We start from the raw sequence: 21166 nt of genomic DNA on the forward strand, positions 1-21166 counted from the left end.
CCTTGGGGACCTGTCTCGACAGCGGCTGCGTATGCAGCTAGACTGCCTCTTTGCGCTGCCTCCGTCCAGCTTCGCGCGCGCATCGAGGAGTCCACCCCGGTGGTCCACCCCGAAACGCTCGCGAAGGTGGTCGGCGGCCGCGCCCTGACAACAGACGGCGTGACCCGGATCTTCCCGCTCCTACCGGACTGAACGAAACGGTAGCGCGAGGAACCCGGAGCACGCCAGATGAAGAGCGCAGTTCCGGAAGGACGCATCTTGGCATCGCCGCACGCCACCAAGACCCCCGCGACCACCTCGGACCACATGGCCCTCCCCGGAGCCCCCACCCGGGTCTCCTTCGCGAAGATCCGCGAGCCGCTCCGGGTCCCCGACCTCCTCGACCTGCAGACGCAGTCGTTCGAGTGGCTGGTCGGCGACGAGGCGTGGTTCCAGCGGCGGATCGATGCCGGGGACGAGAACCCGGTGGGTGGTCTCGAGGAGATCCTCACCGAGATCTCGCCGATCGAGGACTTCTCCGGGTCGATGTCCCTGTCCTTCTCCGACCCTCGCTTCGACGAGGTCAAGGCGTCGGAGGAGGAGTGCAAGGACAAGGACATGACCTACGCGGCTCCGCTGTTCGTCACCGCGGAGTTCACGAACAACACCACGGGTGAGATCAAGAGCCAGACGGTCTTCATGGGCGACTTCCCCGTGATGACGTCGAAGGGCACGTTCATCATCAACGGCACCGAGCGTGTCGTCGTGTCGCAGCTCGTCCGGTCGCCGGGCGTCTACTTCGACCACAACATCGACAAGACGACCGAGAAGGACGTCTACTCGGTCAAGGTCATCCCCAGCCGCGGTGCGTGGCTGGAGTTCGACGTCGACAAGCGCGACACCGTCGGCGTCCGCATCGACCGCAAGCGCCGCCAGCCGGTCACCGTGCTGCTGAAGGCGCTGGGCTGGGACGCCGAGCAGATCTCGAAGCGCTTCGGCTTCTCCGAGACGATGCTCGCCACCCTGGAGAAGGACCACACGGCCGGCCAGGACGAGGCCCTGCTCGACATCTACCGCAAGCTGCGCCCCGGCGAGCCCCCCACCCGCGAGAGCGCGCAGACGCTCCTGGAGAACCTGTTCTTCAAGGACAAGCGCTACGACCTCGCCAAGGTGGGCCGCTACAAGGTCAACAAGAAGCTGGGCCTGTCCACGCCCAACCCGGTCGGCACGCTGACCGAGGAGGACATCGCCACGACGATCGAGTACCTCGTCCGGCTGCACGCCGGTGACACCACGATGGTCTCCGACGCCGTCGAGGGCGAGGAGGGCTCGGGCGTCGAGATCCCGGTCGAGACCGACGACATCGACCACTTCGGCAACCGTCGCCTGCGCACCGTGGGCGAGCTGATCCAGAACCAGATCCGGGTCGGCCTCTCGCGCATGGAGCGCGTCGTCCGCGAGCGGATGACGACCCAGGACGTCGAGGCGATCACGCCGCAGACCCTGATCAACATCCGGCCCGTCGTGGCCGCGATCAAGGAGTTCTTCGGCACGTCGCAGCTGTCGCAGTTCATGGACCAGACCAACCCCCTCGCGGGCCTGACGCACAAGCGTCGCCTCTCCGCGCTGGGCCCGGGTGGTCTGTCCCGTGAGCGCGCCGGCTTCGAGGTGCGCGACGTGCACCCGTCCCACTACGGCCGCATGTGCCCGATCGAGACCCCGGAGGGCCCGAACATCGGCCTGATCGGGTCGCTGGCCAGCTTCGCGCAGGTCAACCCGTTCGGCTTCATCCAGTCCCCGTACCGCAAGGTCGAGGACGGCAAGGCCACCGAGCAGATCGACTACCTCACGGCCGACGAGGAAGACCGCTTCATCATCGCGCAGGCCAACGAGCCGCTCGACGAGGACGGCAACTTCGTCGGCGACCGCGTGCTGGTGCGCCGCAAGGGCGGCGACGTCGACTACATCTCCCCGGCCGGCGTCGACTACATCGACGTCTCGCCGCGCCAGATGGTCTCGGTCGCCACCGCGATGATCCCGTTCCTCGAGCACGACGACGCCAACCGCGCCCTGATGGGCGCCAACATGCAGCGCCAGTCGGTGCCGCTGCTCCGTTCCGACTCGCCGCTCGTCGGCACCGGTATGGAGCTGCGCGCCGCGGTCGACGCGGGCGACGTGGTCGTGGCCGAGAAGGCCGGTGTCGTCGAGGAGCTGTGCGCCGACTTCATCACGGTGATGGCCGACGACGGCACCCGCCGCACGTACCGGCTGCACAAGTTCCGCCGGAGCAACCAGGGCACCTGCACCAACCAGAAGCCGATCGTGCTCGAGGGCGCGCGCGTCGAGGTCGGGCAGGTGCTGGCCGACGGGCCGTGCACCGAGAACGGCGAGATGGCACTGGGCAAGAACCTGCTCGTGGCGATCATGCCGTGGGAGGGCCACAACTACGAGGACGCGATCATCCTCTCGCAGCGCCTGGTGCAGGACGACGTGCTCACGTCGATCCACATCGAGGAGCACGAGATCGACGCCCGCGACACCAAGCTGGGCGCCGAGGAGATCACCCGGGACATCCCGAACGTCTCCGAGGAGGTCCTCGCCGACCTCGACGAGCGCGGCATCATCCGCATCGGTGCCGAGGTCCAGCCCGGCGACATCCTGGTCGGCAAGGTCACGCCCAAGGGCGAGACCGAGCTGACCCCGGAGGAGCGCCTGCTCCGCGCGATCTTCGGTGAGAAGGCGCGCGAGGTCCGCGACACCTCGCTCAAGGTGCCCCACGGCGAGACCGGCAAGGTCATCGGCATCCGGGTCTTCTCCCGCGACGACGAGGACGAGCTGGCGCCCGGCGTCAACGAGCTGGTCCGCGTCTACGTGGCCCAGAAGCGCAAGATCCAGGACGGCGACAAGCTCGCCGGCCGCCACGGCAACAAGGGCGTCATCGGCAAGATCCTCCCCGCCGAGGACATGCCCTTCCTGCCCGACGGCACCCCGATCGACATCATCCTGAACACCCACGGTGTCCCGCGACGGATGAACATCGGCCAGGTCCTGGAGACCCACCTCGGGTGGATCGCCAAGACCGGCTGGGACATCGAGGGCGGCGAGAACGAGAACGGGCTCGACTGGGCCAAGCAGATCCCGGAGAGCCTGTACTCCGCTCCCGCCGGCACCAAGACCGCCACCCCGGTGTTCGACGGTGCCAAGGAGCACGAGATCACCGGTCTGCTCGGGTGCACGCTGCCCAACCGCGACGGCGAGCGGATGGTCAAGTCCGACGGCAAGGCCACGCTGATGGACGGTCGTTCCGGGGAGCCCTTCCCGTTCCCGGTCGCGGTCGGCTACATGTACATCCTGAAGCTGCTGCACCTGGTGGACGACAAGATCCACGCCCGCTCCACCGGCCCGTACTCGATGATCACGCAGCAGCCGCTGGGTGGTAAGGCGCAGTTCGGTGGCCAGCGCTTCGGTGAGATGGAGTGCTGGGCGATGCAGGCCTACGGCGCGGCCTACACGCTGCAGGAGCTGCTCACGATCAAGTCCGACGACGTCGCGGGCCGCGTGAAGGTCTACGAGGCGATCGTCAAGGGCGAGAACATCCCGGAGCCCGGCATCCCGGAGTCGTTCAAGGTGCTCCTCAAGGAGCTCCAGTCGCTCTGCCTGAACGTCGAGGTGCTCTCCAGCGACGGCCAGGCGATCGAGATGCGCGACACCGACGACGAGGACCTCGAGCGGGCCGCGGCGAACCTGGGCATCAACCTGTCCAGCCGCCCCGGTTCCGAGTCGATGACCGTCGACGACGTCGTCAACTGACCGCCTGCCCGAGCCAGATACACAGAAGGAACTGAGGCGAATAGTGCTCGACGTCAACTTCTTCGACGAACTGCGCATCGGCCTGGCCACCGCGGAGCACATCCGTGAGTGGTCCCACGGCGAGGTCAAGAAGCCCGAGACGATCAACTACCGCACGCTCAAGCCCGAGAAGGACGGACTCTTCTGCGAGAAGATCTTCGGTCCGACCCGGGACTGGGAGTGCTACTGCGGCAAGTACAAGCGCGTCCGGTTCAAGGGCATCATCTGCGAGCGCTGCGGCGTGGAGGTCACGCGCGCCAAGGTGCGTCGTGAGCGGATGGGCCACATCGAGCTGGCCGCCCCGGTCACGCACATCTGGTACTTCAAGGGTGTGCCGAGCCGGCTGGGCTACCTGCTCGACCTGGCGCCCAAGGATCTCGAGAAGATCATCTACTTCGCGGCCTACGTGATCACGTCGGTCAACAAGGAACTGCGCCACAACGACCTGTCCACGCTCGAGACCGAGATGAGCGTGGAGCGCAAGCGGGTCGAGAACCGGCGCGACACCGACCTCGAGGAGCGGGCCCAGAAGCTCGAGGCCGACCTGGCCGAGCTCGAGGCCGAGGGCGCGAAGGGCGACGTCCGGCGCAAGGTCAAGGACGGCGGCGAGCGCGAGATGCGCCAGCTCCGTGACCGCGCGCAGCGCGAGCTCGACCGGCTCGACGAGATCTGGACCGCGTTCACCAAGCTCGACGTGCAGCAGCTCATCGCCGACGAGTCGATCTACCGGGAGCTCTACGACCGGTACGGCGACTACTTCACCGGCGCCATGGGCGCCGAGGCGATCCAGACGCTGCTGCAGAACTTCGACATCCCGGCCGAGGCCGAGAACCTGCGGGAGACCATCCGCAGCGGCAAGGGGCAGAAGAAGCTCCGCGCCCTCAAGCGCCTCAAGGTCGTCGCGGCGTTCCAGACCACCGGCAACTCGCCGATGGGCATGGTGCTCGACTGCGTCCCGGTCATCCCGCCGGACCTGCGCCCGATGGTGCAGCTCGACGGTGGCCGCTTCGCCACGTCCGACCTCAACGACCTGTACCGCCGGGTCATCAACCGCAACAACCGCCTCAAGCGACTGATCGACCTCGGCGCGCCCGAGATCATCGTCAACAACGAGAAGCGGATGCTGCAGGAGGCCGTCGACGCGCTGTTCGACAACGGCCGCCGCGGCCGGCCGGTGACGGGCCCGGGCAACCGGCCGCTCAAGTCGCTGTCCGACCTGCTCAAGGGCAAGCAGGGCCGGTTCCGCCAGAACCTGCTCGGCAAGCGCGTCGACTACTCGGGCCGTTCGGTCATCGTCGTCGGCCCGCAGCTCAAGCTGCACCAGTGCGGTCTGCCCAAGCAGATGGCGCTGGAGCTGTTCAAGCCGTTCGTCATGAAGCGGCTGGTCGACCTCAACCACGCGCAGAACATCAAGTCCGCGAAGCGCATGGTCGAGCGCGGCCGCTCGCAGGTGTGGGACGTGCTCGAGGAGGTCATCTCCGAGCACCCGGTGCTGCTCAACCGGGCACCGACCCTGCACCGCCTGGGCATCCAGGCCTTCGAGCCGCAGCTGGTCGAGGGCAAGGCCATCCAGCTCCACCCGCTGGTGTGCGAGGCGTTCAACGCCGACTTCGACGGTGACCAGATGGCGGTGCACCTGCCGCTGTCGGCCGAGGCGCAGTCCGAGGCGCGCGTCCTGATGCTGTCGTCGAACAACATCCTGTCGCCGGCGTCGGGCCGTCCGCTGGCCATGCCGCGTCTGGACATGGTCACGGGCATCTACCACCTGAGCCGGCTGCGCGAGGGCGCACACGGCGAGGGCGGGATCTACTCCTCGGTCGCCGAGGCGATCATGGCGTACGACCGCAAGGTGCTCCACCTGCAGGCGCCGATGAAGATCCGCCTGCACGGGGTCACCCCGCCCGCCGCGATCGCGGAGTCCATCGGCTGGTCCGAGGGCGACCCGTGGCTGGCCGACACCACGCTGGGTCGGGTGCTGTTCAACGAGCTGCTCCCGGCCGACTACCCGTACGTCAACGAGATCCTGCCGAAGAAGCGCCAGGCCATGATCATCAACGATCTGGCCGAGCGGTACTCGATGACCGAGGTCGCGCAGTGCCTCGACCGGCTCAAGGACGCGGGCTTCTACTGGGCCACGCGCTCCGGGGTCACGATGGCCGTCTCCGACGTCATCGTGCCGCCGAACAAGCAGGAGATCCTCGACGGCTACGAGGTCAAGGCCGAGCAGGTCAACAAGCGGTACCTGCGCGGGGCGCTGTCCCACCAGGAGCGCAACGACGAGATGGTCAAGATCTGGACCCAGGCGTCCGAAGAGGTCGCCCGGGCCATGGAGGCCAACTTCCCCGAGGACAACCCGATCCCGACGATCGTCAAGTCGGGCGCGGCGGGCAACATGACCCAGGTCCGGCAGCTCGCCGGTATGCGTGGTCTGGTGGCCAACCCCAAGGGCGAGTACATCCCCCGTCCGATCAAGGCCAACTTCCGTGAGGGCCTGTCGGTGCTGGAGTACTTCATCTCCACGCACGGCACCCGCAAGGGCCTCGCCGACACCGCGCTGCGCACCGCCGACTCGGGCTACCTGACCCGTCGTCTGGTGGACGTGTCGCAGGACGTCATCGTCCGCGAGGTCGACTGCGGCACCGAGCGGGGCGTCACGATGGCCGTCACGGAGGAGACCTCCGACGGCCGCCTGATCCCGCACCGCTACCTGCGCACCAGCGTCTACGCCCGCACCGCGGGCGAGGACGCGATCGGCGCCGACGGCTCGGTCGTCATCCGTCGCGGTGAGGACCTCGGCGACCCGGCGCTCGACGCGATCGTCGCGGCCGGCGTCAAGACGATCAAGGTGCGCAGCCCGCTCACCTGCACGTCGGCCACCGGCATCTGCGGCATGTGCTACGGCCGCTCGATGGCCACCGGCAAGCTGGTCGACGTCGGCGAGGCGGTCGGCATCGTCGCGGCGCAGTCGATCGGTGAGCCCGGCACCCAGCTGACGATGCGCACGTTCCACACCGGTGGTGTGGCGGGTGACGACATCACGACGGGTCTGCCGCGTGTCCAGGAGCTGTTCGAGGCCCGCGTCCCCAAGGGCAAGGCCCCGATCGCCGACGTCGACGGTCGCATCGCGATCGAGGACGGCGAGCGCTTCTGGAAGATCACCCTCACCCCGGACGACGGTGGCGAGGAGATCGTCTACGAGAAGCTGTCCAAGCGGCAGTGGCTCGCGATGACCACGGTCGACGGCCAGGAGCGTCCGCTGGCCGACGGCGACCACGTGCACGTGGGCCAGCTGCTCCTCGAGGGCACGGCCGACCCGCACGAGGTGCTGCGCGTCATGGGTCCGCGTGAGGTGCAGCTGCACCTCGTGCGTGAGGTGCAGAAGGTGTACCGCACGCAGAGCGTCGACATCCACGACAAGCACATCGAGGTGATCGTCCGGCAGATGCTGCGCCGGGTCACGATCATCGACTCGGGGGCCACGGAGTTCCTGCCCGGCGCACTCGCCGAGCGGGCCGACTTCGAGACCCAGAACCGGCGCGTCGTGGCCGAGGGCAACGAGCCCGCGTCCGGCCGCCCGGTCCTGATGGGGATCACGAAGGCCTCGCTGGCCACGGAGTCGTGGCTGTCCGCGGCCTCGTTCCAGGAGACCACCCGGATCCTCACCGATGCCGCGATCAACGGGAAGCGCGACAAGCTCGTCGGGCTCAAGGAGAACGTGATCATCGGAAAGCTGATCCCGGCGGGTACGGGCATCGCCCGCTACCGCGACATCCAGGTCCAGCCCACGGAGGAGGCCCGCGCGGCCGCCTACGCGCTGCCGAGCTACGACGACGGCTACTACAGCCCCGACGTGTTCGGCACGGGCACCGGTGCCGCGGTGCCGCTGGACGACTACGACTTCGGCCGCGACTACCGCTAGGCAGCTCGCCGGCCCGAAGGCCCAGAACGGGGCCGGTCACCTCTCTCCCGTGGAGGTGGCCGGCCCCGTTCGTCGTTGCGCCGGCTCAGTGGTCGCGGTAGTCGCCGACCTCGAAGTGCGCGGTGCGCCTGCGGTACTCGAGCATCAGGCCGGGCCAGTTGTTGACGATCCGGCCCGACGCGGTCCGGTACCAGCTCCGGCAGCCCGTCCAGACGCTGCGGTCGAGCCGGTCCTGCATCTCGGTGTCGAACCGGCTCTCCACCTCCGGGCGCACCGACAGCGGGCCCGCTCCGCCCGCGATCGCGGTGATCGCCTGGCGCACGTAGGCGATCTGGCTCTCCAGCATGTGCACGATCGACCCGGAGCCGACGTTGGTGTTGGGGCCGTAGAGCAGGAACAGGTTGGGGAAGCCGGGCACCGCGATGCCCAGGTGGGCCCTGGCCCCCTCGCGCCACCGGTCCGAGAGCTCGACGCCGCCGGGGCCGAAGACCTTCATCGGGGTGAGGAAGTCGGTGGTGGCGAACCCGGTGCCCAGGACGATCACGTCCGCCGGGTGCTCGGTGCCGTCGGCGGTCCGGACGCCGGTGGGCGTCACGGCCGCGATCGCGTCGGTGACGACGTCGACGTGCGGCCGGGCCAGCGCCGGGAACCAGTCCGAGGAGATGCCGACGCGCTTGCAGCCGACGGGGTAGTCGGGCTGCAGCTTCGCGCGCAGGTCGGCGTCGGGGACCTGGTGGCGCAGCATCGCGTCGTGCGCCCACCGGAACGGGGGCGTCAGCAGCGGGAACCGGGTGAAGCCCAGCGCCCCCGTCTCGAAGAACAGCGTCCAGAACGCGCGGGCGGGCAGCCGCCCGGCGGGGAGCACGCGGAGCAGGGCGCGCCGGACGCGGCCGTAGGCGCGGTCCGGCTTGGGGATCAGGTAGGGCGCGGAGCGCTGGAAGACCGTCATCGACGCGACGTCGTCGACGATCGCGGGCACGAACTGGATCGCGCTCGCGCCCGTGCCGACCACCGCGACACGCTTCCCGGTGAGGTCGACGTCGTGGTCCCACTCGGCGGAGTGGAAGACCGGGCCGGTGAACGAGTCGAGCCCGGGGATCCGCGGGACCGCGGGCCGGGAGAGCTGGCCGCACGCCGGCACCAGCACGTCGGCCTCGATCGAGTCGCCGTCGGAGAGGTCGAGCCGCCACGCGGCGCGCGCCTCGTCCCAGTGGGCCTCGGTGACCTCGGTGCCCAGCCGCGGTTCCAGCCGGTGCTCGGCGGCCACCCGCTCCAGGTAGCGCAGGATGTCGGGTTGCGGGGCGAACCGGCGGGTCCACTCCCGGCCGGGGGCGAAGGAGAACGAGTACAGGTGCGAGGGCACGTCGCACGCCGCGCCGGGGTAGGTGTTGGCGCGCCAGACCCCGCCGACGCCGTCGGCCTTGTCCAGGATCGTCACCTCGGCCGTGCCCGACCCGTGCAGCGCCGCACCCAGCCCGATCCCCCCGAAACCGGCGCCGACCACCGCCACCCGCACCGGGGCCACCGCGCAGTCGCGCCGGACGGTCGCACCCAGCTCCGCGACGGCGGCGTCGGCCTCGGCGAGCAGGCCCGCGAACACCGGGTAGGCGTGCCACAGCCCGGCCGCCCGGGTGTAGGAGACCGGGACGCCCGCCGCCCGGGCCCGCTCGACGAGGGCGTCGGAGTCGCCGACGAGGATCTCGTCGGCCCCGGCCACGACGTGCAGCGGCGGGAAGCCGGTCAGGTCGGCGGTCAGCGGAACGAGCTCCGGGGCGTCGGCGCCGCGGCGGTACTCCTCGGCGGCAGGCGCGAGCGTGGACGGGTCGAGCATGGCGTCGCGGGAGGCGTTGGTGGTGACCCAGGGGGAGCGGAGGTCGAGGTCGAGCCACGGCGAGATCAGCCCGAGCGACCCGGGGAGGTCCTCGCCCGCGGCGCGCAGCCGCAGCGCCAGTGCCATCGCCAGCCCGCCGCCCGCGGAATCACCGAGCACCGCGATGCGTTGTGCCGCATGGCCCGCCGCGCGCAGCGCCCGCCACACCGCCACGGCGTCGTCGACGGCGGCGGGGAACGGGTGCTCGGGAGCGAGCCGGTAGGCCGGCACGTGCACCGGCGCGCCGCAGGCCCGGCTCAGGTGCGCGGTCAGCGCGCGGTGCGAGGTGGGGGAGCCCGTCTTGTACCCGCCGCCGTGGAGGTAGAGCACCTGGTGCGGGCCGTCGGCGCCCGGCGCCGCGACGCGCTCGACGGCCACGCCGCCGAGCGTCGTCGCGGTGCGGCGGGTGCCCAGCGGCAGGGGCAGGACGTACCCCGTGGCGTCGAGCAGGCGCCTGCTGACCGGCAGCGGCAGCAGCGGGGAGAGCAGGGGGGCGACGACGCCCCGGGTGAGCAGCCGGACGGCGGCGCGCGGAAGGGCCATGCCCGACGGTATCCACCCGTGCCCGGTGTCCGGAACGGCTCGCCGGGGCCAGGACGTGCACGAACGGGCCACGTCGCGGATCACGGTGGGTCCCCGCCCGTCTGCGACGAGCGGGGGTCGCTACGCGGCGAGCGGGCGAGTCTGCTTGCACCGCGCGCCGAGGTGCGGCACTCTGGCCGGACCGGCAGACGCTGACCAGGACCCGTTTTGACCCCCTCTCTGCGGGGCGGGTACTCTTGGTGCTTGCGCTCGACCACGGTCGGGCCGATCTGCGCGCCCGGGGGCCGCTGATCGCAGGCTCCGGCCCGTGATCGCGTCCCCGACGCGCAGGGCCGATGGCCACCCGGTGAGGTTCCCCGACTTCATTCATGCGGTGTTCGTCGGTGCGACACGCCCGACCTCGGGGGAGGGCGGCCGGTGCTACCGGCCTCCCCGGCACGACCCAGTCCAGTTAGAGCACCAGCACCACCGACGGGAAGAAGCAGACGGTTCATGCCCACGATCCAGCAGCTGGTCCGCAAGGGCCGTCAGGACAAGGCCACCAAGACGAAGACGGCCGCGCTCAAGGGGAGTCCCCAGCGTCGCGGCGTCTGCACGCGCGTCTACACGACCACCCCGAAGAAGCCGAACTCGGCGCTCCGCAAGGTCGCTCGTGTGCGGCTCACCAGCAACATGGAGATCACGGCCTACATCCCCGGTGAGGGCCACAACCTCCAGGAGCACTCGATCGTCCTCGTCCGCGGTGGCCGCGTGAAGGACCTCCCGGGTGTCCGCTACAAGATCGTCCGTGGCTCGCTGGACACGCAGGGCGTCAAGAACCGCAAGCAGGCTCGCAGCCGTTACGGCGCGAAGAAGGAGAAGAGCTGATGCCTCGCAAGGGCCCTGCTCCGAAGCGACCGCTGGTCTCCGACCCGGTCTACAGCTCGCCGCTGGTCACCCAGCTGGTGAACAAGGTGCTCCAGGACGGCAAGCGCAGCCTCGCCGAGCGGATCGTCTACGCGGCCCTGGAGGGCACGCGGGAGAAGACCGGCACCGACCCGGTCGTCACGCTCAAGCGCGCGCTCGACAACGTCAAGCCCGCCCTGGAGGTGCGCAGCCGCCGCGTCGGTGGCGCCACCTACCAGGTCCCGGTCGAGGTGCGTGCCGTCCGGCAGACCACCCTGGGCCTGCGCTGGCTGGTGTCCTACGCCGGCGCGCGTCGTGAGAAGACCATGGTCGAGCGGCTCATGAACGAGCTCCTCGACGCGAGCAACGGTCTGGGCGCTGCCGTGAAGCGGCGCGAGGACATGCACAAGATGGCGGAGTCCAACAAGGCCTTCGCCCATTACCGCTGGTGACGGGCCGATCGTCCGCGCCAACCTCTTGAGGGAAGCGAGATAGCTGTGGCACGCGACGTGCTGACGGACCTGGGCAAGGTCCGCAACATCGGCATCATGGCCCACATCGACGCCGGCAAGACGACGACGACCGAGCGGATCCTGTACTACACCGGTCTGAACTACAAGATCGGTGAGGTCCACGACGGTGCGGCCACGATGGACTGGATGGAGGAGGAGCAGAAGCGCGGCATCACGATCACGAGCGCCGCGATCACCTGCTTCTGGAAAGACCACCAGATCAACATCATCGACACCCCCGGGCACGTCGACTTCACCGTCGAGGTGGAGCGGTCCCTGCGGGTGCTCGACGGCGCGGTCGCCGTCTTCGACGGCAAGGAAGGTGTCGAGCCGCAGTCCGAGCAGGTCTGGCGGCAGGCCACCAAGTACGACGTCCCGCGCATCTGCTTCGTCAACAAGATGGACAAGCTCGGTGCGGACTTCTACTTCACCGTGCGGACGATCAAGGAGCGCCTCGGCGCCACGCCGCTGCCCCTGCAGCTGCCGATCGGTTCCGAGAACGACTTCATCGGCGTCGTCGACCTGGTCGAGATGCGCGCGCTCACGTGGCGCGGCGAGGTGAAGATCGGTGAGGACTACACCGTCGAGGAGATCCCGGCCGATCTCGCCGAGAAGGCCGCGGAGTACCGCACGGCCCTCGTCGAGGCCGTCGCCGAGACCGACGACGAGCTCATGGAGCTCTACCTCGGTGGCGAGGAGCTCACGGTCGAGCAGATCAAGCACGGCATCCGCAAGATCGTGACCGACCGCATCGCCTACCCGGTGCTGTGCGGGTCCGCGTACAAGAACAAGGGCGTCCAGCCCATGCTCGACGCGGTCATCGCCTACCTCCCGTCCCCGCTCGACGTGCCGCCGGTCGAGGGCACGCTGCAGGACGGCGAGACGGTCGCCACCCGCAAGCCGGACGTGACCGAGCCGTTCTCCGCGCTCGCGTTCAAGATCGCCGCGCACCCGTTCTTCGGCAAGCTCACCTACATCCGGGTCTACTCCGGCAAGGTCGCCGCGGGGTCCCAGGTCGTCAACTCGACCAAGGACCGCAAGGAGCGCATCGGGAAGATGTTCCAGATGCAGGCCAACAAGGAGAACCCGGTCGAGGAGGCCCAGGCCGGCCACATCTACGCGGTCATCGGCCTGAAGGACACCACGACCGGGGAGACCCTGTCGGACCCGCAGCACCCCATCGTGCTCGAGTCGATGTCCTTCCCCGACCCGGTCATCCAGGTCGCGGTGGAGCCGAAGACCAAGGCCGACCAGGAGAAGCTGGGCGTCGCGATCCAGAAGCTGGCCGAGGAGGACCCCACCTTCCAGGTCACGCAGGACGAGGAGTCCGGTCAGACGATCCTCGCCGGCATGGGGGAGCTGCACCTCGAGGTGCTGGTGAACCGCATGAAGACCGACTACAAGGTCGAGGCGAACATCGGCAAGCCGCAGGTCGCCTACCGCGAGACCATCCGCCGGACGGTGGAGAAGTACAGCTACACGCACAAGAAGCAGACCGGTGGCTCGGGCCAGTTCGCCAAGGTGATCATCACCATCGAGCCCCTGGACACCGCCGACGGTGCGCTGTACGAGTTCGACAACAAGGTCACCGGTGGCCGCATCCCGCGGGAGTACATCCCGTCGGTCGACGCCGGAGCGCAGGACGCCATGCAGTACGGCATCCTGGCCGGCTTCCCGCTCGTCGGGGTCAAGCTGACCCTGGTCGACGGTGCGTACCACGAGGTCGACTCGTCCGAGATGGCGTTCAAGGTCGCCGGCTCGATCGCGCTCAAGGAGGCCGCACGTCAGGCCAGCCCGGCGCTGCTCGAGCCGATGATGGCCGTCGAGGTCACCACGCCCGAGGACTACATGGGTGAAGTGATCGGCGACCTCAACTCCCGCCGCGGCCAGATCCAGGCCATGGAGGAGCGGGCGGGCGCCCGCGTCGTCAAGGCGCTGGTCCCGCTGTCCGAGATGTTCGGCTACGTCGGCGACCTCCGGTCGCGGACCCAGGGCCGGGCGAACTACACCATGGTCTTCGACTCCTACGCGGAGGTCCCGACCAACGTGGCCAAGGAGATCATCGCCAAGGCCACGGGCGAGTAAGAGATCGTCCCCGGCGGGCCCTCCCTGGGCCCGCCGGACCCCGTTCCACCCACAGACCCCCCCGTCAGCACGGCGGATGAAGTCACTCAGTCCAGGAGGATTCCCCAGTGGCGAAGGCGAAGTTCGAGCGGACCAAGCCGCACGTCAACATCGGCACCATCGGTCACATCGACCACGGTAAGACCACGCTGACGGCGGCCATCACCAAGGTTCTGCACGACAAGTTCCCGACGCTCAACGCGGCGTCGGCGTTCGACCAGATCGACAAGGCTCCCGAGGAGCGCCAGCGCGGCATCACGATCTCGATCGCGCACGTCGAGTACCAGACCGAGAAGCGCCACTACGCGCACGTCGACTGCCCCGGGCACGCCGACTACATCAAGAACATGATCACCGGTGCGGCCCAGATGGACGGCGCCATCCTCGTGGTCGCCGCCACCGACGGCCCCATGCCCCAGACGCGTGAGCACGTGCTGCTCGCCCGCCAGGTCGGCGTGCCGTACATCGTCGTCGCGCTGAACAAGGCCGACATGGTGGACGACGAGGAGATCATGGAGCTCGTCGAGCTCGAGGTCCGTGAGCTGCTCTCGGCTCAGGAGTACCCCGGCGACGACCTCCCGATCGTCCGCGTCTCGGCGCTCAAGGCGCTCGAGGGCGACCCGGTGTGGGCCGAGAAGCTGCTCGAGCTCATGGACGCCGTCGACGAGTCGATCCCGGAGCCCGAGCGCGACGTCGACCGTCCGTTCCTGATGCCGGTCGAGGACGTCTTCACGATCTCCGGTCGTGGCACCGTCGTCACCGGCCGCATCGAGCGCGGCATCGTCAAGGTGAACGAGGAGGTCGAGGTCGTCGGCATCCGCGAGAAGTCGTTCAAGACCACCACGACCTCCATCGAGATGTTCAAGAAGTTCCTCGACGAGGGTCGCGCCGGCGACAACGCGGCGCTGCTGCTCCGCGGCATCAAGCGTGAGCAGGTCGAGCGCGGCATGGTCATCGTGAAGCCCGGCACCACCACGCCGCACACCGAGTTCGAGGGCCAGGTCTACATCCTGTCCAAGGACGAGGGCGGCCGGCACACGCCGTTCTTCAACAACTACCGTCCGCAGTTCTACTTCCGGACGACGGACGTCACCGGCGTGGTCACGCTGCCCAGCGGCACCGAGATGGTCATGCCCGGCGACAACACCACCATGGAGGTCAAGCTGATCCAGCCGATCGCCATGGAGGAGGGCCTGCAGTTCGCCATCCGCGAGGGTGGCCGGACGGTCGGCGCCGGCCAGGTCATCAAGATCAACAAGTAGGACCGCACCACCCCCGGTCAAGGATGCCGCGCACCCGTGTGGCATCCTTGACGGGTTGCGCGTAGGGCGCCGGCATGCGCGGAGTTCGTCTCCGCGCGTGCCGGGCCCGGCGCCAGCCCCCCGAGCACAGCGACCCCCCGGGGTCGCGGGTGATCCCGGGGACCGGATCGCGAGAAACGGCGACACGCCCGACCTCGTGGACCGGAGCCCAGACCGTGCGAACCGACAGCGCCACCGCGCGCTGCGCCGGTCCACGGGCCGGGCCCGACCCGGACCACCCGTACACGCGGCAGGACAGAGAAGGACGACCGACGACCATGGCGGGACAGAAGATCCGCATCAGGCTGAAGGCCTACGACCACGAGGCCATCGACGCCTCCGCGCGCAAGATCGTCGAGACGGTCACGCGCACGGGAGCTCGGGTCGTCGGGCCGGTGCCTCTGCCGACGGAGAAGAACATCTACTGCGTCATCCGCTCGCCGCACAAGTACAAGGACTCGCGCGAGCACTTCGAGATGCGCACCCACAAGCGGCTGATCGACATCCTCGACCCGACGCCCAAGACGGTCGACGCGCTCATGCGCATCGACCTGCCGGCGTCCGTCGACGTGAACATTCAGTAGGGCTGACGGACATCATGAGCGAACGACAGATCACCGGGATCCTGGGCACCAAGCTCGGGATGACCCAGGTCTTCGACGAGAACAACCGGGTGGTCCCGGTCACCGTGGTCCAGGCGGGCCCGAACGTGGTGACCCAGGTCCGCACCACCGAGAAGGACGGCTACGTCGCCGTCCAGCTGGCGTACGGCGCCATCGACCCGCGCAAGGTGAACAAGCCGCGCACCGGCCACTTCGGCAAGGCGGGCACCACGCCGCGTCGCCACCTGGTCGAGCTGCGCACCTCCGACGCCGGCGAGTACTCGCTCGGCCAGGAGATCACCGCCGAGGTGTTCGAGAACGGCGCCACCGTCGACGTGGTCGGCACGTCCAAGGGCAAGGGCACCGCGGGCGTCATGAAGCGCCACGGCTTCCACGGCCTCGGCGCCAGCCACGGCGTGCAGCGCAAGCACCGCTCGCCGGGCTCCATCGGTGGCTGCGCGACCCCCGGTCGCGTCTTCAAGGGCATCAAGATGGCCGGTCGCATGGGCGTCGCGCGCGTCACCACCCAGAACCTCACGGTCTACCGGGTGGACGCCGAGCGCGGGCTGCTGCTGATCAAGGGTGCCGTCCCCGGACCCCGCGGCGGACTGCTGCTGGTCAAGAGCGCCGCGAAGGGTGGTGTGAAGGCATGACCACGACCGTGAAGGCCGATCTCCCCGCGCACGTCTTCGACGTCACCGCGAACGTGCCGCTGATGCACCAGGTGGTGGTGGCCCAGCTGGCCGCCGCCCGCCAGGGCACGCACGACACGAAGACCCGCGGTGAGGTTCGCGGTGGCGGCAAGAAGCCGTACCGCCAGAAGGGCACCGGCCGCGCGCGCCAGGGCTCGACCCGTGCGCCGCAGTTCGCCGGCGGTGGTGTCGTCCACGGCCCCACGCCGCGCGACTACACGCAGAAGACGCCCAAGAAGATGAAGGCCGCCGCCCTGCGCGGTGCCCTCTCCGACCGGGCCCGCGCCGGCCGCGTGATCGTCGTCGACTCGCTGGTCACCGGCGAGGCGCCCTCGACCAAGGCCGCCCGGCAGACCATCGAGTCGCTCGTGAGCGACGCGGGGCGCCGCGTGCTCGCCGTCGTCGGCCGCGAGGACGTCGTCAGCCAGCTCAGCCTGCGCAACCTGCCGGACGTGCACCTCATCGCGCCCGACCAGCTGAACACCTACGACGTGCTCGTCAACGACGTCGTGCTGTTCACCGAGGAGTCGCTCGAGACCTTCCTCGCCGGCCCGATCGCGGTGCCGACGCGGAAGTCCGCCGCCGCTGCCGCGGACGCGCCGCAGGGACTCGTCAAGAAGGCCCCGGCCGAGCCCGCCGGCGACGCCCCCTACGGCCCGCAGAGCCACGCTCCGCTGGCCGACGGCGGCGAGCCCGAGGGCTTCCCCGTCAAGGGCAACGCCGACTCGATGCTCTACCACGTGCCGGGCAGCTCGTTCTACGCCCGCACCGTGGCGGAGGTCTGGTTCGCCACCGCGGAGGCGGCCGAAGAGGCCGGCTTCCAGCTGCCGCCGTCGCAGCGCGGTGAGAAGGAGGAGAAGTGATCCCCGATCCGCGCGACATCCTGCTCGCGCCGGTGGTCTCGGAGAAGAGCTACGGGCTGCTCGAGGAGCGCCAGTACACCTTCCTCGTGAAGCCGGACGCGAACAAGACCGAGATCAAGATCGCCGTCGAGAAGGTGTTCGGCGTCAAGGTGCTCTCCGTGAACACCCTGAACCGCAACGGGAAGCGCAAGCGCTCCCGCACCGGCTTCGGCAAGCGCCGCGACACCAAGCGCGCGATCGTGACGCTCTCCGAGGAGAGCCGCACCATCGACGTGTTCGGTGGAAGGGCAGGGGCCTGAGCCATGGGTATCCGCAAGTACAAGCCGACGACCCCCGGTCGCCGCGGCTCCAGCGTCTCCGACTTCGCCGAGATCACCCGGTCGACGCCGGAGAAGTCGCTGATCCGTCCGCTGCACTCCAAGGGCGGCCGCAACGCTCACGGGCGCATCACCACCCGGCACCAGGGCGGTGGTCACAAGCGCGCGTACCGGCTGATCGACTTCCGCCGGAACGACAAGGACGGCGTGCCGGCCAAGGTCGCCGAGATCGAGTACGACCCGAACCGCACCTCGCGGATCGCGCTCCTGCACTACGCCGACGGCGAGAAGCGCTACATCATCGCGCCGGAGAAGCTGAAGCAGGGCGACCGCGTCGAGGCCGGCCCCCGGGCCGACATCAAGGTCGGCAACAACCTGCCGCTGCGCAACATCCCCACGGGCACCGTGATCCACGCCATCGAGCTCCGCCCCGGTGGCGGCGCGAAGATGGCGCGCTCGGCCGGGGCCAAGGTGCAGCTGGTCGCCAAGGACGGCCCGTACGCGCAGCTCCGGCTGCCCTCGGGCGAGATCCGCAACGTCGACGTCCGCTGCCGCGCGACGATCGGCGAGGTCGGCAACTCCGACCACTCCAACATCAACTGGGGCAAGGCGGGCCGCATGCGGTGGAAGGGCAAGCGCCCGACCGTCCGCGGTGTCGCCATGAACCCGGTCGACCACCCGCACGGTGGTGGTGAGGGCAAGACCTCCGGTGGTCGCCACCCGGTCAACCCCGCGGGCAAGCCCGAGGGCCGCACCCGCCGCACCAAGCCGTCCGACAAGTTGATCGTCCGTCGCCGTCGCACCGGCAAGAACAAGCGCTGAGCAGGGAGGTAAAAGATGCCACGCAGCCTGAAGAAGGGCCCGTTCGTGGATGACCACCTGCTCAAGAAGGTGGACGTCCTCAACGAGTCGGGCAAGAAGACCGTCATCCGTACCTGGTCCCGACGGTCCACCATCATCCCCGACATGATCGGGCACACGATCGCGGTGCACGACGGCCGCAAGCACGTGCCGGTGTTCGTGTCGGACTCGATGGTCGGCCACAAGCTGGGGGAGTTCGCGCCCACGCGGACCTTCCGGGGCCACATCAAGGACGACCGCAAGTCGCGCAGGCGCTGAGACGGAGCAGGAGGAAGTGACCATGGCTGGAACAGCCGAGAGCACGACCGCCGCGCCCGTCCGGGCGCGCGCGATCGCGCGGCACGTGCACATGTCGCCGACCAAGGTCCGGCGCGTCATCGCGCTGATCAAGGGTCGGCCGGTCCAGGACGCTCTCGACATCCTGCGGTTCTCGCCGCAGGCTGCCTGTGAGCCCCTGTACAAGGTGGTCGCCAGTGCGGCGGCCAACGCCCAGAACAACCTCGACCTGGACCCCGACACCCTCGTGGTGGCCGTGGCCATGGCCGACGAGGGCCCGACGCTCAAGCGCATCCGTCCGCGGGCCCAGGGCCGCGCGTACCGGATCCGCAAGCGCACGAGCCACATCACCGTCGAGGTCGAGTCGCAGCCCGCCAAGAACGGGCGCGGCGCTCGTGGTGCGAAGGGGAGGACCCGCTAATGGGTCAGAAGATCAACCCGCACGGCTTCCGCCTCGGTATCACCACCGACTGGAAGTCGCGCTGGTACGCCGACAAGCAGTACGCCGAGTACGTCAAGGAGGACGTCGAGATCCGCCGCATGCTCTCCAAGGGCATGGAGCGGGCCGGCATCTCCAAGGTCGAGATCGAGCGCACCCGCGACCGCGTCCGGGTGGACATCCACACCGCGCGTCCGGGCATCGTGATCGGCCGGCGCGGCGCCGAGGCCGACCGCATCCGCGGCAACCTCGAGAAGCTGACCAAGAAGCAGGTCCAGCTCAACATCCTCGAGGTCAAGAACTCCGAGTCGGACGCCCAGCTCGTCGCGCAGGGCGTGGCCGAGCAGCTGTCCAACCGCGTGGCGTTCCGCCGCGCGATGCGCAAGGCCATCCAGTCGGCCATGCGCTCCCCGCAGGTCAAGGGGATCCGGGTCCAGTGCTCGGGTCGCCTCGGCGGCGCGGAGATGTCGCGCTCGGAGTTCTACCGCGAGGGTCGGGTCCCGCTGCACACGCTGCGCGCCGACATCGACTACGGCCTGTTCGAGGCCCGCACCACGTTCGGGCGCATCGGCGTCAAGGTGTGGATCTACAAGGGTGACGTCGTCGGTGGCCGTCGCGAGGGTGCCCCGGCTGCGGCCGCGGCCCCCGGTGGCGACCGCGGCCCGCGCCGCGAGCGCCCGGCCCGCCGTCGCTCGGGTGCCTCGGGCACCACGGGCTCCGGCACCGAGGCCGGTCGCGCCGCCGCCGAGTCGTCGGGTGGCACCGCCACCGCGACGGTCGACGCGCCCGCGCCCGAGACGACCGGTGGGGAGGCCTGATCATGCTGATCCCCCGCAGGGTCAAGCACCGCAAGCAGCACCGTCCGCACCGCACCGGTGCGGCCTCGGGCGGCACCCGCGTCACCTTCGGTGAGTACGGCATCCAGGCCCTCGAGCCCGCGTACGTCACCAACCGGCAGATCGAGTCCGCTCGTATCGCCATCAACCGGCACATCAAGCGCGGCGGCAAGGTCTGGATCAACATCTTCCCGGACCGCCCGCTGACGAAGAAGCCGGCGGAGACCCGCATGGGTTCCGGTAAGGGCTCCCCCGAGAAGTGGGTGTCCAACGTGAAGCCGGGTCGGGTCCTGTTCGAGATGAGCTACCCCAACGAGCAGCTCGCCCGCGAGGCCCTGCGCCGCGCGATCCACAAGCTGCCCATGAAGTGCCGGATCGTGACCCGTGAGGGTGGTGACATCTGATGGCCGCGTCGACGACGACCGCAGCCGAGCTGCGTGAGCTCACCGACGAGGAGCTCGTGCTCCGCGTGCGTGAGGCCAAGGAGGAGCTGTTCAACCTCCGCTTCCAGATGGCCACCGGGCAGCTGGACAACAACCGGCGGCTGCGTACCGTCCGGCACGACATCGCGCGGATCTACACGATCATGCGCGAGCGCGAGCTGGGCCTCTCTGCCGCCCCGGACGAGAATGAGGGCGCGGCATGAGCGACACAGCGAAGACGCCGCCCACCGAGGTGGAGCGGAACGAGCGCAAGGTCCGTGAGGGCCTCGTGGTCTCCGACAAGATGGCGAAGACGATCGTCGTCGTCGTCGAGGACCGCGTGAAGCACCGGATGTACGGCAAGGTCATCCGCCGGACGACGAAGATCAAGGCGCACGACGAGGCCAACACGGCCGGCGTCGGCGACCGCGTCCGGCTGATGGAGACCCGCCCGCTGTCGGCCACCAAGCGCTGGCGCCTGGTGGAGATCCTGGAGAAGGCGAAGTGATCCAGCAGGAGTCGCGGCTGCGCGTCGCCGACAACACCGGTGCCAAGGAGATCCTCTGCATCCGGGTGCTGGGCGGTTCGGCCCGGCGCTACGCGGGGATCGGCGACACCATCGTCGCCACGGTGAAGGACGCCATCCCCGGAGCGGGGGTGAAGCGCGGTGACGTCGTCAAGGCCGTCATCGTGCGCACCGTCAAGGAGCGTCGCCGCCCGGATGGTTCCTACATCCGTTTCGACGAGAACGCCGCCGTGCTGATCAAGCCCGACGGCGAGCCGCGCGGGACCCGCATCTTCGGACCGGTCGGTCGCGAACTCCGCGACAAGAAGTTCATGAAGATCATCTCCCTCGCGCCGGAGGTGCTGTAACCC

Annotated in this window: 19 protein-coding genes; 18 read left to right on the forward strand and 1 reads right to left on the reverse strand. The window is 69.3% G+C overall.

The genetic code is table 11. The features are described 5' to 3' along the window. The first annotated feature begins 258 nt into the window (after positions 1 to 258). Positions 259 to 3789 carry a DNA-directed RNA polymerase subunit beta gene (gene rpoB, locus H6H00_RS12110; RefSeq protein ID WP_379539733.1) on the forward strand — a complete coding sequence of 1177 codons (3531 nt, stop codon included), beginning with the start codon at positions 259 to 261 and terminating at the stop codon, positions 3787 to 3789. 43 nt (positions 3790 to 3832) lie between these two features. After that, positions 3833 to 7747, forward strand: a complete 3915-nt coding sequence (locus tag H6H00_RS12115; RefSeq protein WP_185721375.1) for a DNA-directed RNA polymerase subunit beta' — start codon at positions 3833 to 3835, stop codon at positions 7745 to 7747. A gap of 85 nt (positions 7748 to 7832) precedes the next feature. On the opposite strand, the gene H6H00_RS12120 is transcribed toward H6H00_RS12115, so the two are convergent. Continuing rightward, positions 7833 to 10160 carry an alpha/beta hydrolase fold domain-containing protein gene (locus H6H00_RS12120; protein ID WP_185721376.1) on the reverse strand — a complete coding sequence of 776 codons (2328 nt, stop codon included), beginning with the start codon at positions 10158 to 10160 and terminating at the stop codon, positions 7833 to 7835. A 492-nt stretch (positions 10161 to 10652) separates the two neighbouring features. On the opposite strand from H6H00_RS12120, the gene rpsL reads away from it, so the two are divergent. From rpsL to rplN, 16 genes are all read left to right on the forward strand, one after another. Continuing rightward, the gene (rpsL, locus tag H6H00_RS12125) at positions 10653 to 11027 is read left to right on the forward strand and encodes a 30S ribosomal protein S12 (protein WP_185721377.1); all 375 of its coding nucleotides are present in this window, start codon (positions 10653 to 10655) and stop codon (positions 11025 to 11027) included. Continuing rightward, on the forward strand, positions 11027 to 11497 hold the full coding sequence (rpsG, locus tag H6H00_RS12130) for a 30S ribosomal protein S7 (RefSeq protein ID WP_185721378.1): 471 nt from the start codon (positions 11027 to 11029) through the stop codon (positions 11495 to 11497). Before rpsL ends, rpsG begins: the two co-directional genes overlap by 1 nt. A 45-nt stretch (positions 11498 to 11542) precedes the next feature. After that, positions 11543 to 13642, forward strand: a complete 2100-nt coding sequence (gene fusA, locus H6H00_RS12135; RefSeq protein ID WP_185721379.1) for an elongation factor G — start codon at positions 11543 to 11545, stop codon at positions 13640 to 13642. Between the two features lie 107 nt (positions 13643 to 13749). Then, complete coding sequence (tuf, locus tag H6H00_RS12140) at positions 13750 to 14943, forward strand: elongation factor Tu (protein ID WP_185721380.1); 1194 nt, start codon at positions 13750 to 13752, stop codon at positions 14941 to 14943. A 317-nt stretch (positions 14944 to 15260) separates the two neighbouring features. After that, on the forward strand, positions 15261 to 15566 hold the full coding sequence (rpsJ, locus tag H6H00_RS12145) for a 30S ribosomal protein S10 (protein WP_040804197.1): 306 nt from the start codon (positions 15261 to 15263) through the stop codon (positions 15564 to 15566). A 14-nt stretch (positions 15567 to 15580) separates the two neighbouring features. Further along, a complete protein-coding gene (gene rplC / locus H6H00_RS12150) occupies positions 15581 to 16237 on the forward strand; it encodes a 50S ribosomal protein L3 (protein WP_185721381.1) in 657 nt (218 codons plus the stop codon). Continuing rightward, complete coding sequence (gene rplD / locus H6H00_RS12155; protein ID WP_185721382.1) at positions 16234 to 17139, forward strand: 50S ribosomal protein L4, sunset domain variant; 906 nt, start codon at positions 16234 to 16236, stop codon at positions 17137 to 17139. Before rplC ends, rplD begins: the two co-directional genes overlap by 4 nt. Beyond that, entirely contained in the window at positions 17136 to 17438 is a 303-nt protein-coding gene (gene rplW / locus H6H00_RS12160) for a 50S ribosomal protein L23 (protein WP_185721383.1), read from the forward strand. Before rplD ends, rplW begins: the two co-directional genes overlap by 4 nt. Positions 17439 to 17441: 3 nt before the next feature. After that, the gene (gene rplB, locus H6H00_RS12165; RefSeq protein ID WP_185721384.1) at positions 17442 to 18278 is read left to right on the forward strand and encodes a 50S ribosomal protein L2; all 837 of its coding nucleotides are present in this window, start codon (positions 17442 to 17444) and stop codon (positions 18276 to 18278) included. 15 nt (positions 18279 to 18293) lie between these two features. After that, complete coding sequence (gene rpsS, locus H6H00_RS12170; RefSeq protein ID WP_141278859.1) at positions 18294 to 18575, forward strand: 30S ribosomal protein S19; 282 nt, start codon at positions 18294 to 18296, stop codon at positions 18573 to 18575. Between the two features lie 22 nt (positions 18576 to 18597). Continuing rightward, the gene (gene rplV / locus H6H00_RS12175; protein ID WP_185721385.1) at positions 18598 to 19014 is read left to right on the forward strand and encodes a 50S ribosomal protein L22; all 417 of its coding nucleotides are present in this window, start codon (positions 18598 to 18600) and stop codon (positions 19012 to 19014) included. Then, positions 19014 to 19850, forward strand: coding sequence for a 30S ribosomal protein S3 (gene rpsC, locus H6H00_RS12180; protein WP_185721386.1), 837 nt, complete (start codon positions 19014 to 19016; stop codon positions 19848 to 19850). The genes rplV and rpsC overlap by 1 nt, the downstream gene beginning before the upstream one ends. A 2-nt stretch (positions 19851 to 19852) precedes the next feature. Beyond that, positions 19853 to 20272, forward strand: a complete 420-nt coding sequence (gene rplP, locus H6H00_RS12185) for a 50S ribosomal protein L16 (RefSeq protein ID WP_141278862.1) — start codon at positions 19853 to 19855, stop codon at positions 20270 to 20272. Next, positions 20272 to 20514: a 50S ribosomal protein L29 gene (rpmC, locus tag H6H00_RS12190; protein ID WP_141278863.1), complete on the forward strand. Its 243-nt coding sequence runs from the start codon at positions 20272 to 20274 to the stop codon at positions 20512 to 20514. Before rplP ends, rpmC begins: the two co-directional genes overlap by 1 nt. Next, entirely contained in the window at positions 20511 to 20798 is a 288-nt protein-coding gene (rpsQ, locus tag H6H00_RS12195) for a 30S ribosomal protein S17 (RefSeq protein ID WP_185721387.1), read from the forward strand. The genes rpmC and rpsQ overlap by 4 nt, the downstream gene beginning before the upstream one ends. Further along, a complete protein-coding gene (rplN, locus tag H6H00_RS12200) occupies positions 20795 to 21163 on the forward strand; it encodes a 50S ribosomal protein L14 (protein ID WP_172157780.1) in 369 nt (122 codons plus the stop codon). The genes rpsQ and rplN overlap by 4 nt, the downstream gene beginning before the upstream one ends. The last annotated feature ends 3 nt before the right edge of the window (positions 21164 to 21166 follow it).

This window comes from Pseudonocardia petroleophila, assembly GCF_014235185.1.
Taxonomy (GTDB): Bacteria; Actinomycetota; Actinomycetes; order Mycobacteriales; family Pseudonocardiaceae; genus Pseudonocardia; species Pseudonocardia petroleophila.

Bases quoted from the DNA above. Each gene is read 5' to 3' on its own strand.
- rplD (WP_185721382.1), top strand. From the start codon at position 16,234: ATGACCACGACCGTGAAGGCCGATCTCCCCGCGCACGTCTTCGACGTC.
- rplC (WP_185721381.1), top strand. From the start codon at position 15,581: ATGAGCGAACGACAGATCACCGGGATCCTGGGCACCAAGCTCGGGATG.
- rplV (WP_185721385.1), top strand. From the start codon at position 18,598: ATGGCTGGAACAGCCGAGAGCACGACCGCCGCGCCCGTCCGGGCGCGC.
- rpsJ (WP_040804197.1), top strand. From the start codon at position 15,261: ATGGCGGGACAGAAGATCCGCATCAGGCTGAAGGCCTACGACCACGAG.
- rpsQ (WP_185721387.1), top strand. From the start codon at position 20,511: ATGAGCGACACAGCGAAGACGCCGCCCACCGAGGTGGAGCGGAACGAG.
- rplP (WP_141278862.1), top strand. From the start codon at position 19,853: ATGCTGATCCCCCGCAGGGTCAAGCACCGCAAGCAGCACCGTCCGCAC.
- rpsS (WP_141278859.1), top strand. From the start codon at position 18,294: ATGCCACGCAGCCTGAAGAAGGGCCCGTTCGTGGATGACCACCTGCTC.
- rplB (WP_185721384.1), top strand. From the start codon at position 17,442: ATGGGTATCCGCAAGTACAAGCCGACGACCCCCGGTCGCCGCGGCTCC.
- rpmC (WP_141278863.1), top strand. From the start codon at position 20,272: ATGGCCGCGTCGACGACGACCGCAGCCGAGCTGCGTGAGCTCACCGAC.
- H6H00_RS12120 (WP_185721376.1), bottom strand. From the start codon at position 10,160: ATGGCCCTTCCGCGCGCCGCCGTCCGGCTGCTCACCCGGGGCGTCGTC.
- rpsG (WP_185721378.1), top strand. From the start codon at position 11,027: ATGCCTCGCAAGGGCCCTGCTCCGAAGCGACCGCTGGTCTCCGACCCG.
- rpsC (WP_185721386.1), top strand. From the start codon at position 19,014: ATGGGTCAGAAGATCAACCCGCACGGCTTCCGCCTCGGTATCACCACC.
- rpsL (WP_185721377.1), top strand. From the start codon at position 10,653: ATGCCCACGATCCAGCAGCTGGTCCGCAAGGGCCGTCAGGACAAGGCC.